The sequence below is a fragment of the Pseudomonas anuradhapurensis genome (assembly GCF_014269225.2).
GTDB lineage: Bacteria > Pseudomonadota > Gammaproteobacteria > Pseudomonadales > Pseudomonadaceae > Aquipseudomonas > Aquipseudomonas anuradhapurensis.
In genome coordinates this window covers 2,339,974-2,354,008 of sequence record NZ_CP077097.1, presented here as the reverse complement: position 1 = coordinate 2,354,008, position 14,035 = coordinate 2,339,974, and the positions used below count along the sequence as shown (strand labels likewise).

23 protein-coding genes are annotated in these 14,035 nt (G+C 64.0%); 9 read left to right on the top strand and 14 right to left on the bottom strand.

Features of this window, described 5'->3' with window-relative positions; translation table 11 throughout:
• Positions 1-60: 60 nt before the first annotated feature.
• From HU763_RS10965 to HU763_RS10940, 6 genes are all read right to left on the bottom strand, one after another.
• Positions 61-891: a FecR family protein gene (locus tag HU763_RS10965; RefSeq protein WP_186684805.1), complete on the bottom strand. Its 831-nt coding sequence runs from the start codon at positions 889-891 to the stop codon at positions 61-63.
• The gene (locus tag HU763_RS10960) at positions 888-1,412 is read right to left on the bottom strand and encodes an RNA polymerase sigma factor (protein WP_186684803.1); all 525 of its coding nucleotides are present in this window, start codon (positions 1,410-1,412) and stop codon (positions 888-890) included. Before HU763_RS10960 ends, HU763_RS10965 begins: the two co-directional genes overlap by 4 nt.
• A gap of 93 nt (positions 1,413-1,505) precedes the next feature.
• Positions 1,506-2,177 carry a DUF2238 domain-containing protein gene (locus HU763_RS10955; protein WP_186684801.1) on the bottom strand — a complete coding sequence of 224 codons (672 nt, stop codon included), beginning with the start codon at positions 2,175-2,177 and terminating at the stop codon, positions 1,506-1,508.
• Positions 2,178-2,241: 64 nt separating this feature from the next.
• A complete protein-coding gene (locus HU763_RS10950) occupies positions 2,242-2,466 on the bottom strand; it encodes a DUF2188 domain-containing protein (protein ID WP_170029591.1) in 225 nt (74 codons plus the stop codon).
• A 14-nt stretch (positions 2,467-2,480) separates the two neighbouring features.
• Positions 2,481-2,639, bottom strand: a complete 159-nt coding sequence (locus tag HU763_RS10945; RefSeq protein ID WP_170029590.1) for a hypothetical protein — start codon at positions 2,637-2,639, stop codon at positions 2,481-2,483.
• 65 nt (positions 2,640-2,704) lie between these two features.
• Positions 2,705-3,457, bottom strand: a complete 753-nt coding sequence (locus HU763_RS10940) for a gamma-glutamyl-gamma-aminobutyrate hydrolase family protein (protein ID WP_186684799.1) — start codon at positions 3,455-3,457, stop codon at positions 2,705-2,707.
• Between the two features lie 153 nt (positions 3,458-3,610).
• Between HU763_RS10940 and HU763_RS10935 the strand changes: the two genes are divergently transcribed.
• Together HU763_RS10935 and HU763_RS10930 are read left to right on the top strand one after the other, a co-directional pair.
• Complete coding sequence (locus HU763_RS10935) at positions 3,611-4,306, top strand: type 1 glutamine amidotransferase domain-containing protein (RefSeq protein ID WP_186684797.1); 696 nt, start codon at positions 3,611-3,613, stop codon at positions 4,304-4,306.
• A gap of 192 nt (positions 4,307-4,498) precedes the next feature.
• Positions 4,499-4,909 carry a response regulator gene (locus HU763_RS10930; RefSeq protein ID WP_186684795.1) on the top strand — a complete coding sequence of 137 codons (411 nt, stop codon included), beginning with the start codon at positions 4,499-4,501 and terminating at the stop codon, positions 4,907-4,909.
• A gap of 59 nt (positions 4,910-4,968) precedes the next feature.
• Here the strand turns inward: HU763_RS10930 and HU763_RS10925 are convergent, their stop codons facing one another.
• From HU763_RS10925 to HU763_RS10910, 4 genes are all read right to left on the bottom strand, one after another.
• Positions 4,969-5,775 (bottom strand): DUF3618 domain-containing protein, encoded by an 807-nt coding sequence (locus tag HU763_RS10925; RefSeq protein WP_170029586.1) that lies wholly within the window; start codon positions 5,773-5,775, stop codon positions 4,969-4,971.
• A complete protein-coding gene (locus HU763_RS10920) occupies positions 5,772-6,200 on the bottom strand; it encodes a phage holin family protein (RefSeq protein WP_186684793.1) in 429 nt (142 codons plus the stop codon). The genes HU763_RS10925 and HU763_RS10920 overlap by 4 nt, the downstream gene beginning before the upstream one ends.
• Positions 6,200-6,799, bottom strand: a complete 600-nt coding sequence (locus HU763_RS10915) for a hypothetical protein (protein WP_186684791.1) — start codon at positions 6,797-6,799, stop codon at positions 6,200-6,202. The genes HU763_RS10920 and HU763_RS10915 overlap by 1 nt, the downstream gene beginning before the upstream one ends.
• A gap of 172 nt (positions 6,800-6,971) precedes the next feature.
• On the bottom strand, positions 6,972-7,223 hold the full coding sequence (locus HU763_RS10910) for a hypothetical protein (RefSeq protein WP_186684789.1): 252 nt from the start codon (positions 7,221-7,223) through the stop codon (positions 6,972-6,974).
• Positions 7,224-7,402: 179 nt separating this feature from the next.
• On the opposite strand from HU763_RS10910, the gene HU763_RS10905 reads away from it, so the two are divergent.
• Positions 7,403-8,623 carry a zinc-dependent alcohol dehydrogenase gene (locus HU763_RS10905; RefSeq protein ID WP_186684787.1) on the top strand — a complete coding sequence of 407 codons (1,221 nt, stop codon included), beginning with the start codon at positions 7,403-7,405 and terminating at the stop codon, positions 8,621-8,623.
• Positions 8,620-9,036: a short chain dehydrogenase gene (locus HU763_RS10900; protein WP_170029581.1), complete on the top strand. Its 417-nt coding sequence runs from the start codon at positions 8,620-8,622 to the stop codon at positions 9,034-9,036. Before HU763_RS10905 ends, HU763_RS10900 begins: the two co-directional genes overlap by 4 nt.
• Positions 9,037-9,085: 49 nt before the next feature.
• Here HU763_RS10900 and HU763_RS10895 read toward each other — a convergent pair whose 3' ends face one another.
• Positions 9,086-9,610: a hypothetical protein gene (locus HU763_RS10895; protein WP_170029580.1), complete on the bottom strand. Its 525-nt coding sequence runs from the start codon at positions 9,608-9,610 to the stop codon at positions 9,086-9,088.
• A gap of 140 nt (positions 9,611-9,750) precedes the next feature.
• Positions 9,751-9,984 carry a PLDc N-terminal domain-containing protein gene (locus HU763_RS10890; RefSeq protein WP_170029579.1) on the bottom strand — a complete coding sequence of 78 codons (234 nt, stop codon included), beginning with the start codon at positions 9,982-9,984 and terminating at the stop codon, positions 9,751-9,753.
• Positions 9,985-10,171: 187 nt separating this feature from the next.
• Between HU763_RS10890 and HU763_RS10885 the strand changes: the two genes are divergently transcribed.
• The 3 genes from HU763_RS10885 to HU763_RS10875 are packed head-to-tail and all read left to right on the top strand — an operon-like array spanning position 10,172 to position 11,649.
• On the top strand, positions 10,172-10,675 hold the full coding sequence (locus HU763_RS10885; RefSeq protein WP_186684785.1) for a CinA family protein: 504 nt from the start codon (positions 10,172-10,174) through the stop codon (positions 10,673-10,675).
• A gap of 11 nt (positions 10,676-10,686) precedes the next feature.
• Entirely contained in the window at positions 10,687-11,193 is a 507-nt protein-coding gene (locus tag HU763_RS10880; RefSeq protein WP_186684783.1) for a hypothetical protein, read from the top strand.
• A 12-nt stretch (positions 11,194-11,205) separates the two neighbouring features.
• On the top strand, positions 11,206-11,649 hold the full coding sequence (locus tag HU763_RS10875) for a DUF421 domain-containing protein (RefSeq protein ID WP_170029576.1): 444 nt from the start codon (positions 11,206-11,208) through the stop codon (positions 11,647-11,649).
• On the opposite strand, the gene HU763_RS10870 is transcribed toward HU763_RS10875, so the two are convergent.
• Both HU763_RS10870 and HU763_RS10865 read right to left on the bottom strand, forming a co-directional pair.
• Complete coding sequence (locus HU763_RS10870) at positions 11,633-12,703, bottom strand: M28 family peptidase (RefSeq protein WP_186684782.1); 1,071 nt, start codon at positions 12,701-12,703, stop codon at positions 11,633-11,635. The genes HU763_RS10875 and HU763_RS10870 overlap by 17 nt on opposite strands.
• A 69-nt stretch (positions 12,704-12,772) precedes the next feature.
• Positions 12,773-13,069 (bottom strand): DUF6555 family protein, encoded by a 297-nt coding sequence (locus tag HU763_RS10865; RefSeq protein ID WP_186674432.1) that lies wholly within the window; start codon positions 13,067-13,069, stop codon positions 12,773-12,775.
• 192 nt (positions 13,070-13,261) lie between these two features.
• Here HU763_RS10865 and HU763_RS10860 point away from each other — a divergent pair, with 192 nt between their 5' ends.
• Together HU763_RS10860 and HU763_RS10855 are read left to right on the top strand one after the other, a co-directional pair.
• Positions 13,262-13,726 (top strand): hemerythrin domain-containing protein, encoded by a 465-nt coding sequence (locus HU763_RS10860; protein WP_186684781.1) that lies wholly within the window; start codon positions 13,262-13,264, stop codon positions 13,724-13,726.
• A gap of 43 nt (positions 13,727-13,769) precedes the next feature.
• The gene (locus HU763_RS10855; RefSeq protein ID WP_170029572.1) at positions 13,770-14,015 is read left to right on the top strand and encodes a hypothetical protein; all 246 of its coding nucleotides are present in this window, start codon (positions 13,770-13,772) and stop codon (positions 14,013-14,015) included.
• Positions 14,016-14,035: the final 20 nt, after the last annotated feature.

The following is a 14,035-nucleotide window of genomic DNA, read 5'->3' as shown; positions in this document are numbered from 1 at the left end:
GTGGGTAGGCTTTTCTTGAAGCCGCCACGGACATCGAGCAACCCTACCTGCGCCTGAGAATTATTTTCGTACTGGTTTGCGCCGGATCTGCACGCTACCATCGCCTTCCTGCTGCACCGAAACCGGCAGGATGCTCGGTAGCAGCGCCAGCAGCCGGTCGACATTGTGCGCGTCGAACACCCCGCTCAGCTTGAGCGCGGCCAGGCTCGGGTCGTCCAGGCGAATGGCTGCCTTTCGATAGTGGCGCAACACCGACACTGCTTCACCCAGCGGCGTCTGCTCGAACACGATGCGCCCTTCCTTCCAGGCCATCGCCCGGGCAGCGTCAGCATTCGTCACCGGCAGCAGTCGCCCACCAATCGCATCAACCTGCTGCCCTGGCATCAGGCTGACAGCCTTTTGCGCCGCAGCGGCGACCTGCACGCGCCCGCGCGCCAGTGTCACACGCACGTTGTCGTCCTCCAGGCGACGCACATTGAACAGCGTGCCTAGCACCTCGACTTTCGTCAGCCCTGCCGACACCACGAACGGGCGATACACGGCCGGGGACACATCGAACAGGACCTGCCCGACGTGCAGGCCGGCTTCGCGACTGCGCAGGCGCCAGCGAACATCGACGCGGGAACCGCTGTCGAGCAGCAGTCTACTGCCGTCGCCCAGCAACACAGCGCGTTGTTCACCAATGGCGGTAGCGAAACGCTCGGTCTTGTACACCGGGTTCAGCCAGGCCAGGGCTGCAAAGGCGCATGCAACCACCAGCGCAATACCCGCCGACTTGGCCGCTTTCGTGCGTGCGGGCCTGGGCGGCGGGACGGGGAATAAATGGCGGAGCTGGTCACGATGTCGCCCCAGCACCTCGTCCAATGGCAACTGTTCCGCTATGCGGGTCATGCGCACACCCCATCACGGCCAAGCCGCTCCTTGCACGCCGCCACCCCGAGGCGCAGGTGCTTTTCCACGGTCTTGATGGAGATACCGAGGTGTGCGGCGACTTCGGCCTGGGGCATCTGGTGGATCTTGTGCATGATGAAAACGGCCTGGCAGCGCGGTGGGAGGCTGGCGATAGCGTTGACCAGCAGCTGGAACTCGCGCTCGGCATCATACCTGCCTACGGGCGTCGGTGCCGGGCAGACCACCTCCGGCAGCTCGGCGAACGCCTGCACCCAGGCGCCGCGGCGACGATCGCTACGATAGCGGCTGATGGCGGTGTCGTTGGAAATCTTGCGCAGCAACGCCAGTGGCGCCCGAACGTCGTCTTTTTCGTCGCGTTCGAGCAGCTGCACGCACACGTCATGCACAACGTCGCGGGCCATGCCTCGGTCGCCGAAGCGTCGACGAATGTGGTCCACCAGCTCGTCGTAGTGACGGACCAAGGTAGACAACAGCGTCGGTTTGGCGGGCTCGAACGACACGATACATCCTGCAAGAGCGCTAGGCTGCGAAGAGAGGCGCCAAGTGTAAATGAGAAATAATCGCGAATAAACACCCTGTTCGCTCCCGCACGCCTAGGCCGCCGGCCTCGGTCGTTTGAATGCTGCCAATTGCTGGAGCAACAAACACACGACAGCGCCGAACAACGCCAGCGCCATGTCCTTCTGCGCGTCCCATGGGTCTTTCTGGGTGGCCAGGAACGCTTGTGCCCGGTCTTCGCCCAGGTACTGGCCGCCCACCCATTCGAACAGCTCGTACAGGGCCGACGTCGCCAGCACCAGCGACACTGTGCCTAGCGCCAGCCAGGCACCGTTCAGGCCTGCCTTTCGTTGCAGCAGCTCCTTGATCGGCCAGACGAACAGCAGGCCGTAGCTCAGATGCACCAGGCGATCGAACTGGTTGCGCTGCCAGCCCATGGCGGTATTCAGTGCATGGCCGGTGAACGCTTGCAGCCAAGCATCGTAGGGCACCTTGGCATAGGTGAAATGCGCACCCAGTTCGTGAATCGCCAGTAGCACGACGATGGCCAGATAGGCCGCTGGCGAAAACCGCCAGCGCCGACAGGTCAGTGCCAGGGTCAGCAGCAACGCTGCCGGCAAGACGTTTTCCACCAGCCAATCTGCCCGATCCAACGGTGCAACCCCGGAGGCAAGCACCATCACCGTGGCCACTGCCAGCCATGCTGCGCTCTGGCGGGGTGTGGCCGACGGGGCGCAACTGGCGGGCACCCTCACCTTCTCATTCATGGCTTTGCGCTCGGGCCGGCACAGGTGACCGTGTCGTGCCGATCACCGGTGAGCCGTGGCCGGGTCAGCCCTTGGAGCGCCTCGGGTCGGCGGCGCGCGGGTAGGTACGTTCTTCTTCGATGCTGCCGTCGGCCTTGTGAATTTTCACCGAGGCGGTCTGCCCGGCAAAAAGCTCAGGTAGCAAGCCCAGCAACTCGGCTTTTGTCGCACTGCGCCTGGAGGCCTTGTCGGCCCCGGTCTTCCTGAGTTCCCAGCCATCACCCGCCGGGCTGACATGATAAGTGTCCATTGCACTGCTCCTGTTCAAAGCGGCTCACCATCGTCCTGGATATCCTGCTCGGCTTCGGCTGCGTCCGTGGCATCCGCATCGTTCAATGGGGGCGACGTAGGCTTCAAGGGGTCGTTGATGAACGGGACCTTGCCCGGCCCTTGCTCTTCAAGTCCTTCGGTTTCTGGCTGCATGATGAATCCTCCAGGTCACCTGCCATTGGAGCGGGCGCGCGCGGCAATGTTCAGTTTTACCCGCCTCACCTTGGCCGCTGTGCCGCTCGCGCCCGGCAGGCGGCGCCGAAGGCCTGGAAAATCGCCAGGTACTGCGGGTAGAACAGCACCTGCCATTCCGGGTGCCATTGCACGCCCAGGGCAAACGCCCGGCTGCCTTCCACGGAAAGCGCCTCGACCAGCCCGTCCTCGGCCACGGCTTCGATACGCAGGCCCTGGCCAACCCGCTCGATACCTTGGCCGTGCACCGAATTCACTTCGATCTGCTCCGCAAACCCCAGCCGTTGCAGCACGCCCCCCGGCCGGACCGCCAGCAGGTGGGCCGGTGCGTACTGGTCTTCGACCGGTTCATTGCTGGGCGGCTCGTGTTTGGCACCGGGCTGATGCAGCTGCTGCACCAGGGTGCCGCCGAAGGCCACGTTCATTTCCTGAAAACCCCGGCAAATGCCCAGCACCGGCAAACCCGCCGCAACCGCTGCCCGCCACAAAGGCAGCGCGAGGTGGTCGCGGGCGGCATCGTGCTGGGTGCCTGGCGGGCTGGGCGGCCCATCGTAGTGGTGCGGTTCGATGTTCGAAGGCGAGCCAGTGAACAACAGCCCGTCCAGGGCCGCGATGATCTCGGCGCTGTCGAGCAGTTCGGGGAACATCGGCAGGATCAAGGGCAGCCCTTGGGCCGCGCAGGCCACCGCTCGCGCATTCTTGTCGTCGTTCAGCTGCACCGCATGCGGGCCGACCGTGTAGGAACAGGCGGTGACCCCGATGATCGGAAGACGTGACATTGCAACCCCCGGTAGACGCTCACGCTACCTTCGGCAACGCCACCGATGCTGCGGTTCCTGCAACGTCATGGAACGCTTTGCTGTGCGTAACCCTCCCAGAGTAATGCAGGGCGAGCCGCGCACTGCCCATTCACCCTCGGAGGACATGCTTGCATGAAGAACATCCTGATGGTCCTGACCTCTCACGACCAGCTGGGCGACACCGGCAAGAAAACCGGCTTCTGGCTGGAGGAATTCGCCGCGCCCTACTATGTGTTCATCGACGCCGGTGCCGATGTCACGCTCGCCTCGCCCAAGGGCGGCCAGCCGCCGCAGGACCCGAAAAGCGACGAGCCCGACGCGCAGACCGAGGCGACCCGGCGCTTCGCCCACGACACCGAAGGGCAAATGGCCCTGGCCGACACCGTACCGCTCGGGGAAATCGACCCCTACCACTTCGATGCGGTGTTCTACCCCGGTGGGCACGGGCCATTATGGGACCTGGCCGAGGACGCAGATTCGCGAACCTTGCTCGAAGCGTTCTATGCCGCTAACAAGCCGATTGCCGCGGTGTGCCATGCACCCGGCGTGCTGAAGGAGGTAAAGGCACCCGACGGCCACCCGGTGGTCAAGGGCAAGCGAGTGACCGGCTTCGCCAACAGCGAAGAACAGGCGGTGGGGCTGAGCGAGGTGGTGCCGTTCCTGGTGGAGGACATGCTCAAGGCCAACGGTGGTGAATATTCCAAGGCTGCCGACTGGGCCAGCCATGTGGTCGAGGACGGCCATTTGATCACTGGCCAGAACCCCGCGTCATCCGAGGCGGTGGCCAGGGCACTGCTCAAGCGCCTGGGTCAGGAAGCTGGCGCCTGACCTGGCCGGTAACCCCGGGCACTGCCAACGCGTGGCGCTGCCCGGTGTACCGGACTGCACAAAACCTGTCAGCAAAAAGGAATTTTCGGCAACCTGCCGCTGTCGCAGTGATAGCGCACTGCCACCGCCTGCATTGACCCACGCAAGCTGACGTCCCTTCTTTCCACCCGTGCGCGATGTTTGAGTATTGCCATGAACACCTACGAGTCATCCGCTGTTCACCCAACCATCCTGCTGGTGGAGGACGAGCCGATCCTGCGTGAACTGCTGACCTGCGCCCTGGAAGACCTCGGCGCCTCGGTCTTCCCGGTGGGTACCGCCGAAGAGGGCCGGCGGCTCTCGCTACGGCAGGCATTTTCGCTGCTGCTGACCGACGTCAGAACGCCCGGCCCGTTGAACGGGCTGGCGCTTGCGCAGGAGATCCATGAGCGCCAACCGGCGACCCGCATCATTGTCATGAGTGGTTACCACGAGGCGGCAAGCACCACGCTACCGACGGGTGCGGTGTTTCTGCCCAAGCCTTGGGCGCTTGACCAGTTGCTCGCGGTCATTGGCGACCAGCTGGAAAAGGTCAAACCGCCGATCGTCAGGCCTGCCGCCTGACTCCCGGCAGCGGCCCCTTCAGCGCATGCCGAAGGGGCTGGTGCGCAAGGTGCCGCAGGTCAGGGGTTGAAGCCCAACCCTGATGACAGGTCGGAGCCGTCAGCGCCCCGCCCCGGCCGGGCCGGCGGTTTGTCGGCCCCCTGCTCAAGCGACTGCGTAACCGACGCCTTCACCTCGCTGCCTTTGGCCTTGAGCGTGTCGGTCAGGCGGTCGCTGCTGGCGCCCATGAGCTGGTCTTCCTTGCGGGTACTCGGTAGCGCCGCTCCTAACGCAGCACCCAGGGCAATGCCCAGCGCAGCCAACACCAGCGGCTGTTCTTGCAGCAGGTGGTCGAACGAGCCCTTGAGTGCCGTTGCCTGATCGCCGACCTTGTGCGCGGAGCTGCGCAAGGTATCGGCAGAGGCGCCCATCGAATCCCGCGCACCGCTGCCCAGGTCACTGGCCCGATCACGCATGTCATGCGCTTTCATGCGCACTTTCTGGCTGGCATCGTGCATTGCCTCGCCTGCCGAAGCGAAGGCGCCCTTCACGCTATCCACCGCCTCGCCGAGCTTGTCGCCCAGCCCCGGCCCGTGGTGCGCCGGCCCCGGATTGAACGGGCGGTTCTGGTTGAGCCCGAGCCACGCCAGGCCCAGCACGGTCAAGGTGGCAGGCACCGGGTTGTTCTTGAGGGTGGTGCCCAGGTTGGTGAAGAACTCACCGCCGTTACCTTTGGCGTAAGCCAGTACCCGGTCGACCATCTGGCCCGGGCTCAGCCGCTGTTCCAGGGCATCCACCAGGTCACTGATGTGCTCGCGCTTGGCATTGATTTCCTGTTCGAGCTGCTCCGGGTCCTTGTGCGCCTCATGTTCGAAGGAAGTAGTCATGGCAGTTTCCTCGTCAGCGTGTCCTTGTCCTGTTGCATGGCATGCAGGGTACGGTCAGGGGCCAAGTGGCCAGGCTCGAACTGTTTCTTGCCCGACTGCAGCATGATGAAGCCGATCACCACCGTGACCGCGCCCACGATCAGCGCCGCCAGCCAGGGCTGGAGCACCAGGGCCAAGGCGTAGACTGCCGCCAGCAGCAGCATGATGAACCCTGCCAGGACCACGATCGCGCCGGCCGCCACGGCTGCAGTGCCAGCCTTCAGGGTGGCCAGGTTGTGCTGCAGTTCGGCCTTGGCCAGGGCCAGCTCCTTGGTGAACAGCTCCGGTACTTCGCGCATCAGCTGACGCAGCAGGCCACCGACGCCGACCGGGTCATCAGCCGGAGTGTGCAGCCCTGGGGTAGTGTGCAAAGGATCTTTGTTCATCATTCGCCTCCTTTGAGCGGATCGCGTTCGAATGGGCTGCCACTGACCGGCGTGCCGGCACCGGGCCCGATCGGGTCGACCGGGGTGTAGGGTTCACGGGTGGATACGTCACTGCCGCGGTCGGGTACCACTGGCTGCGTGGCGCCTGGCGCGGTGAAACCATGCGCTGCTGTGTCGGAGGGTGTGCCCGCATGGGTTTCGCTGGCGCGCATGAAGCGCGAAATGGCAAAACCGACGGCCACGCTGCCGGCCAGGAACAAGGCCGGATTGCTGCGCGCCAGTTGCGCGCCGCGTTGCAACAGGCTCTCGGCGCTTTCATGGCGCACCTGCTCGGCAAAATCGCCCATGCACTCCGCCGCCTGGGTCAGGTAGCGCGACAGGCCAAGGCTGTCATTGCCTTCCAGGGCCGCTGCAGCCGACCGTGCGCCTTCCTGGAGGGAGTCGAGCTGATCGGCCGCACTGTCGCGGTAATGCTCCAGCTGCTCACCACCTTTCTGCCTGGCCTCACCCAGCAAGGCCCCGGCTTCCTCACCAATGGCATGTACGTGATCCGGGTTGCGGTTGGGCGGAGAGGTCGAGCTTTGATCGGTCTTTTCCATCATTACGTCCTCGAAGCGGATTGTTGGAAAAATGCCGGATTTCTGCAGGCATCCATTCGAGGGACGTAACCACGCCTCGCCGAGTTCAGTCGTGATGATCTGTGACATTTACCCAGCGGGCCAATGAACCGCGCACCGACAACCCGCGGGCCGTGCATCTGGTGCAAGGGTTTCAGCAGCCATGGTAATCAGCGCCGGCAATGGCCTTGAGGAACGCGCGGTCGGCCAACTGTCGCAGGTCGCGCCACTGCTCCCAGGACACCAGGCCGAGGCGGTCCATCTCCTCGGCCTGACGGAGCAGTTCCTCGTGATGGCTGCTGGGGCACTCGCGCCGTCGCTCAAGATCATCGAACAGGCAGAACCAGCGGTTGATGGCCTCGAGCCGGCGCTGCTCGATGCTGATCTGCCCGCTAAGCGCATTCATGTTGGCCGCCCTCCATTGTTTGTCAGTCGAGCCCTGACGACGGAACAAGGTTCACTCGATCGCGTTCACCGAAGCGCCTGGTTTGCCACTGAATGATTCCACCTGAACTTTCCCTCTGCCCCTGGCTTCCCCTGCATAGAGCAGCATCAACACCATCCGCCACTGCAGGAGCTGAACCCATGAGAGCATTGACATACCACGGGGCCCAGGACGTCCGGGTCGACAACGTCCCTGACCCGGCCATCCAGGACGAGGACGACATCATCCTGCGGGTCACCGCCACCGCCATCTGCGGCTCCGACCTGCACCTGTACCACGGCAAGATTCCGCAGACCGAACCTGGCGATATCTTCGGCCACGAGTTCATGGGCGTGGTCGAGGAGACCGGCCGCGGCGTCACCAACCTGCAGGTCGGTGATCGCGTGGTAATCCCCTTCGTGATCGCCTGTGGCAGTTGCTTTTTCTGCCAGCTCGAGCAGTTCGCCGCTTGCGAAACCACCAACAGCGGCCGTGGTGCAATCCTCAACAAGAAGAGCATCCCGCCGGGTGCGGCGTTGTTCGGCTACAGCCACCTATATGGCGGCGTGCCCGGTGGCCAGGCCGATTTCGTGAGGGTGCCCAAGGCCAACGTCGGCCCGTTCAAGGTGCCCACCGCCCTGCCCGACGACAAGGTGCTGTTCCTCTCGGACATCCTGCCCACGGCCTGGCAGGCCGTGACCAATGCCCAGGTCGGCCAGGGTTCGACCGTGGCCATTTATGGTGCCGGCCCGGTCGGCCTGCTGAGCGCGGCCTGCGCACGCATGCTCGGCGCGCAGACGATCTTCATGGTCGATGACAACGACTACCGCCTGGCATTCGCCCGCGATGCCTACGGCGTGGTGCCGATCAACTTCGAACAGGATGACGACCCGGCCGACAGCATCATCCGTCTGACCCCAGGCATGCGCGGCGTGGATGCGGTCATCGATGCGGTCGGTTTCGAGGCCAAGGGCAGCACCACCGAAACGCTGCTGACCACGCTGAAGATCGAGGGCAGCAGCGGCAAGGCGCTGCGCCAGAGCATCGCCGCGGTGCGCCGAGGTGGCGTGGTCAGTGTGCCGGGGGTGTATGCCGGGTTCATCCATGCCTTCATGTTTGGCGATGCCTTCGACAAAGGCCTGACCTTCAAGATGGGCCAGACCCATGTGCAGAAGTTCTTGCCCGAACTGCTCGAACATATCGAGGCCGGGCGCCTGGAGCCGGAACTGATCGTCACCCACCGCCTGGCCCTGGAAGAAGCGGCGTTGGGCTACCGGATGTTCGACCAGAAGCAGGACGACTGCCGCAAGGTCATCCTCGTGCCGGGCGCTGCTGCCGGCACCTTGGGGCCTGACCACGCATTCGCGGGGGGCCAGCCATGATCGATCCGGCAACCGGCATGCGGCCGGGCGAGCGCTACAGTGTGGAAAGCCTGGAGCGGGCGCATCAGTTTCCCGGCTTCTTCCTCGACGGCAAATACTACCTGGGGCCCGAGCTGCTGACCGCGGTCGGCTGGCTCGAAGGGCAGCGGTTCATCTATGACGCACTCGATGCCACCGGCGAACCGGTGTTCCCCGGGCGTGCGGCCGGCGACATCAAGGACCTGACCCTGACCTTGGTCGACGGCACGCGTCTGGCGTTGACCCGCATCGATGCCTGGGCAGCCGGGGAAGCCCTGCCCAGGCAACCAGGCGAGCGTCGCAAGCGGCACGACAGACCTGGCGTGCTGGCGGTTGCCGCCATGCTGCTGTTGGGCGGCTGTTGCCTGGCAGCACTGCGTCGCGCACGACGGTGAGCCCGCACAGGGGGCTCGTAAGGCCCCCTTCGACGGAGCAGCTGCCGGCTCATGCCAGCTGGATGAACACCGCATAACCGCCCAAGACGATCCAGAAAACCAGAAAGATCCAGGGCGTGCGCAGCGAGAACAACAATGACTTGCGGTGCCCCGCCTGCGAGGTTTCGGCCTCGCTGAACAGCGGTGACTCATCATAGGCCAGGCCCATCAACGGCTCGCTGCGCAGCAGGTGGCTCTGCTTCAACTGCCAGTGCTCGATGATCTTGTAGGCGGCCCGGATGCCTGGCCAGGCATTGAGTGAGCTGAGCACCCCGAGCAAGGCGAGGAACGGCGGCACGATCAGGGTGAACATTTCGCCCCAGCTCTGGTTCAGGTTGCCCATCGACGATACGAAAGCAATCACCAGAAACGACTGGGCCGTGAGGTAGGCATCGGTGCGATTGGCCAGGATACTGGTTTCGTACTGGATTTCATGGCGGTAGAAATCCAGCCGCTCCTTTGGCGAGCCGAACATGCGGGCGTTGTGTTCGTTGATTTCATGCTCGGGGGTAGCGGGAGTGATGATGCGTGGCACGTGGGCTCCTGGAAAATGAAAGTGATGTGGACTGCACAGGATTGATCCGGCACGGCGCGTGTGGGAGCGGCTTCACCCACGCAAAGCGGCGAAGCTGCTGCCATGCAGCGCCTCCCACAACGACCGTACTGCCCCGCCGTCTAGCCCTTGCTGTGTTCAGGTGAAGACGGCCCGGTGCCGCGCTTGATGCCGCGTGGCCCGAGCACACCCCAGATGGCCAGGCCGACCACCGGCAAGGCCAGCAACAGCAGCGCCCACATGGCCTTGGTTGCATCGCGCTTGTCGCTGCGGAACACACTGACAATGGCCCACAGGTCGACCAGCAGAATGATCGCCGCCACCGCGATCCAGAAATACGTCACAGGCTCGGTCATGATCGCCTCTCCTCTGGTTGGACCGGCAGCAGTGCACTGCTGCGCACCACCACCTCGTACTAAGAGGAAGCCACCAGGCCGGGCAAAGTTCAGCGGGCTTTGCCCGGCATTGATGGGCGGCTCACCTGCACTGAACCAACCGCGCAAGAAACACGTCCACCACAAAACAACGCATGAGTGACCTGCCATGGCGACCGACCCCGTACTCGAGGCCATCGACTACCTGAAAACCCACAAGCTGGTGCTGACCACTGCAGAATCCTGCACGGCAGGCGCCATGGTGGCGCTGCTGGCGGCAGTGCCCGGCACCGGTGAGGTGCTGGAAAGTGGCTACGTGGTGTACGCGCCCAGCGCCAAGAAACGCCTGCTCGGCGTCAGCCCACAGACTATCGAACGCTACGGCCTGACCAGCGAAGCAGTGGCCTGGGAGATGGCACTGGGCGCCCTGAAAGACAGCGATGCCACGGTCGCCATTGCCTGCACCGGTGTCGCCGGGCCAGAGCCGCAGGATGCCATCGCGCCTGGCACCCTGTGTTTCGCCTGGGCATTCACCGGTGAACCGCTGGCCGTGTTCACGCGTACCCAGCGCTTTTTCGGCGAGCGGGCAGATGTCATGCGCCAGGGCGCGCTGTATGGCTTGTCGCACCTGGCCCATTACCACCAGCGCTGGTTGCGCGGCGAACGCGCCTGAGGGCTACGCGCATGAGCGACGACGAGCTGCGTTCAAGGCATCACCCGGTCGAGGAAGACATGCGCATGCAGCAGCGTGTGTGGCGTTTCGAACGGGTGGGCTGGTACGTGCTGCTAGTGATCGCGCTGCTGGCCCTGGCCGGCCTGTTTGGCAACGGCCCGCTCAGCGACGCCCAGGTGGCCAGTGATGATGGCCGCGTGCGGGTCGACTATCAGCGGCTCAGCCGCAGCGGCACCACCGACAACCTGCGCATCACCGTGCGCGGTACACCGGGTGAACCGGTGCAAGTGGTGCTCGGCGGCAGCCTGCTGCGCGAAGCCAGCATCGAAACGATGCAGCCGCAGCCGCAGGTGTCGCGTTCCCATGGCCAGTCGCTGCTGTTGCAGCTCGGCACCAGCCAGGACGGCGCGGCCACCCTGTACCTGACCTTGCGCAGCGAACATGTCGGCAGGCTCGAAGGTGTGGTCAGGGCCGGGCAGAACAGCACCGTGCAGTTCGCCACCTTCCTCTACCCCTAGGAGTTCGACGACATGGACTCGATCCTGCGCGCCACAGCCATGTACATCGCCCTGATGCTGCTGTTTCGCGTGGCCGGCAGGCGCTCGCTGGCCGACCTGACCACCTTCGACTTCGTCTTGCTGCTGATTATCGGCGAGGCCACCCAACAGGCATTGCTGGGCGAGGATTTCTCCTTCATCAATGCCATGCTGGTGATTGCCACGCTGATCGTGCTGGATGTCGGCCTGTCACTGGCCAAGCTCAATTCCAGGCGCCTGGCACGCCTGCTCGACGGCCACGCCACGCTGGTGGTGGAACAGGGGCGGTTCCTCCATCAGCGCATGCGGCGGGCACGCCTGACCGAAGACGACATCCTCGAATCGGCCCGCGACAGCCAAGGCCTGGAACGCGTCGAGCAGATCAAGTTCGCCATCGTCGAACGCAACGGCAAGATCTCGATCATCCCCCAGGAGTGAGCGCGGCGTGCGGTTGCAGCACATACTCCAGCAGGCTGGCAGCACAGGCGCTGATCCCCTCCAGCAGCACCATCTCGAAACCGTGGGTGTTCTCGGTGGGGATGGCGATGCACCCGGCGCGGGCATCGGTCCCGGTGCTGAGCACTGCGCTGGCATCGGAAGCGAAATCCACCAGCAGCGCTGGCTGCGGTGTGTAGCCTGCCCGGCGCGTGGCGGCCATCAGCGCCTGCACCACGCTGCGGCTGTAATAGCCCTTCTGGTCGCCGGTATTGATGATCGGGTCGGCTGACAGGCGGGTGCCGTATTCATCCAGCACCGGCCCCACCTCCACCGCAATGGTCGTGTCGCCTGGCAGCCTGGCGGCGGCGTACATGGCACCGGCGTTGGATTCTTCTTCATGGCTGGTCAGCACGAACCAGACATCCTGACGCAGTTCGCTGCGCCGCTGTTGCAGCAGGTGCGCGCAATGAATCACAGCCGCCAGCGGTGCGCGGTCATCGAGAAAATGCGCGGCAATGCAGTCCTCGACCTGGTACGGCTGGCGCCAATGCTGGCTCAGTACCACCCGCGTGCCCGGACGCACACCGGCCTGCTCAAGTGCCTGTGGGGTCATGCGAGTGATGACATAGACATCCTTCCATTGTACTGCGCCGGACAGCACATCCCGCCCGCTCCCGGACTGCCCGCTGTTGTGCATCGAACCGTATGACAGAACACCCGGGAGCAAGCGATGATCGCCCATGATATCGACCGGGCATACGCCAAAACTGATGGGCTGCGCGCCACCAAGCGCCAGCACCTCGAGATTGCCATCCGGGCGGACTTTCTTGACGATCATGGCAATTTCATCAAGATGGGCCATGACCCGTATTGCCGTAGCAGGGTCGGCAGGGGCCGCTGCGCGAACGACGCCGATCAGGTTGCCGGCACTGTCACCGTGCACCTCCTCGCAACAAGCGACCAGCGCACGCTGCGCGACCACACGGACCTCATCTTCCTGGCCTCCGGGGCCACGCGCGAGCAACAGGGCATTGAGTAACGGCAGAATCTCCATGAACCTTCCCCTTCGATCAAGGGCCGCTGGTGCGGCCCTGATTACCCACGTAATGGCCAGCAAAGCGCTTCACGCTTCCCCGGAAGACCCATTCGAGAATTTCTTCACGTCTATGGGAGGCGCGACGAACTCAGGCCCCTGGCCCGACGCGCGCCAACGCACATTGGCCAGCCCGTAACGCTCGGCCATCGGCCGGCTGACCTTCTTGATCTTGTGCTGGCCAAACCTGGGGATGATCCCCACGCCGGCATCGCAACTTGCCCAGTGCCAGGCTTCGGCATTGTCCATGCGTTCCTGGCGGATGATGAATGTGCGAAATTCCCCATGAAGCTCGTACTCGATCACAAACAACTGCGGTCCTGCCATTGGACTCTCCTCCATCAATTCAGGCTAATTGAGCCCGCGCTTGGCAAAAAGATTCATTTATTCTGACTTGCTGGTCATCACCCGCCCGTGCAGCGGCCGACCGGTGCGTTTATCAACCGCTTTGAACCTTGCGCCCAACGCTTCACTCCATCGAAGGCAACCGTGATTTTTCCGAGCCCGAAGAGGTGATTCATGAACGCAATCGATCTGTTGGTCCAGGACCATGAGTTGGTGAAGAAGCTGCTGGAGGAGCTGTCCTCCACTACCGAGCGTGCAGTGAAAAAACGCAGCGAGCTGCTCGAACGCATCAAGCAGGAGGTGACCATCCATACCGCCCTCGAAGAGGAAATCCTCTACCCGGCGATCAAGCAGGCCGGTGGCAAGGAAGAGGCGAAGATGTACTACGAGGCCAAGGAAGAGCACCGTGCCGTCGATTCCCTGGTGCTGCCGGACCTGCTGCAGACCGACACCGCTACCCTTGAGTTCGCCGGCCGGGTCAAGGTCATGAAGGAGCTGCTGGAGCACCATATCGAGGAAGAGGAAAGCGAGCTGTTCCCGACTGCCCGCAAGCTGCTGGGTAACCAGGCGCTGGAAGAGATGGGCCAGGCCATGCAAGCCCAGAAGAAACTGCTCAAGGGCGAGCTGAACGCCGCCTGACAACCGCCTGCGCGCCCCGCCGGGCGCGCAGGCGCGCCGTGTGATGGAAGATTGGATCGACTTGTTGCAATGGCCCGCCATGGCCCTGACGGTGCTGGCCGCCTGGTGCATTGGCTCGCGCCGCCCTGGCCGGCGCAAGCTGGGTTTCTGCTGTTTCATTGCCAGCAACCTGCTGTGGGCGATCTGGGGTTGGCAGGCCCAGGCCTGGGCCCTGATCATCCTGCAGGTTTGCCTGTGCGCGATGAACCTGCGGGGGTGGAAAAAGAACACCGCAATGGAAGCGGGCTGAGCGCTTGGCTATCAGCTTTG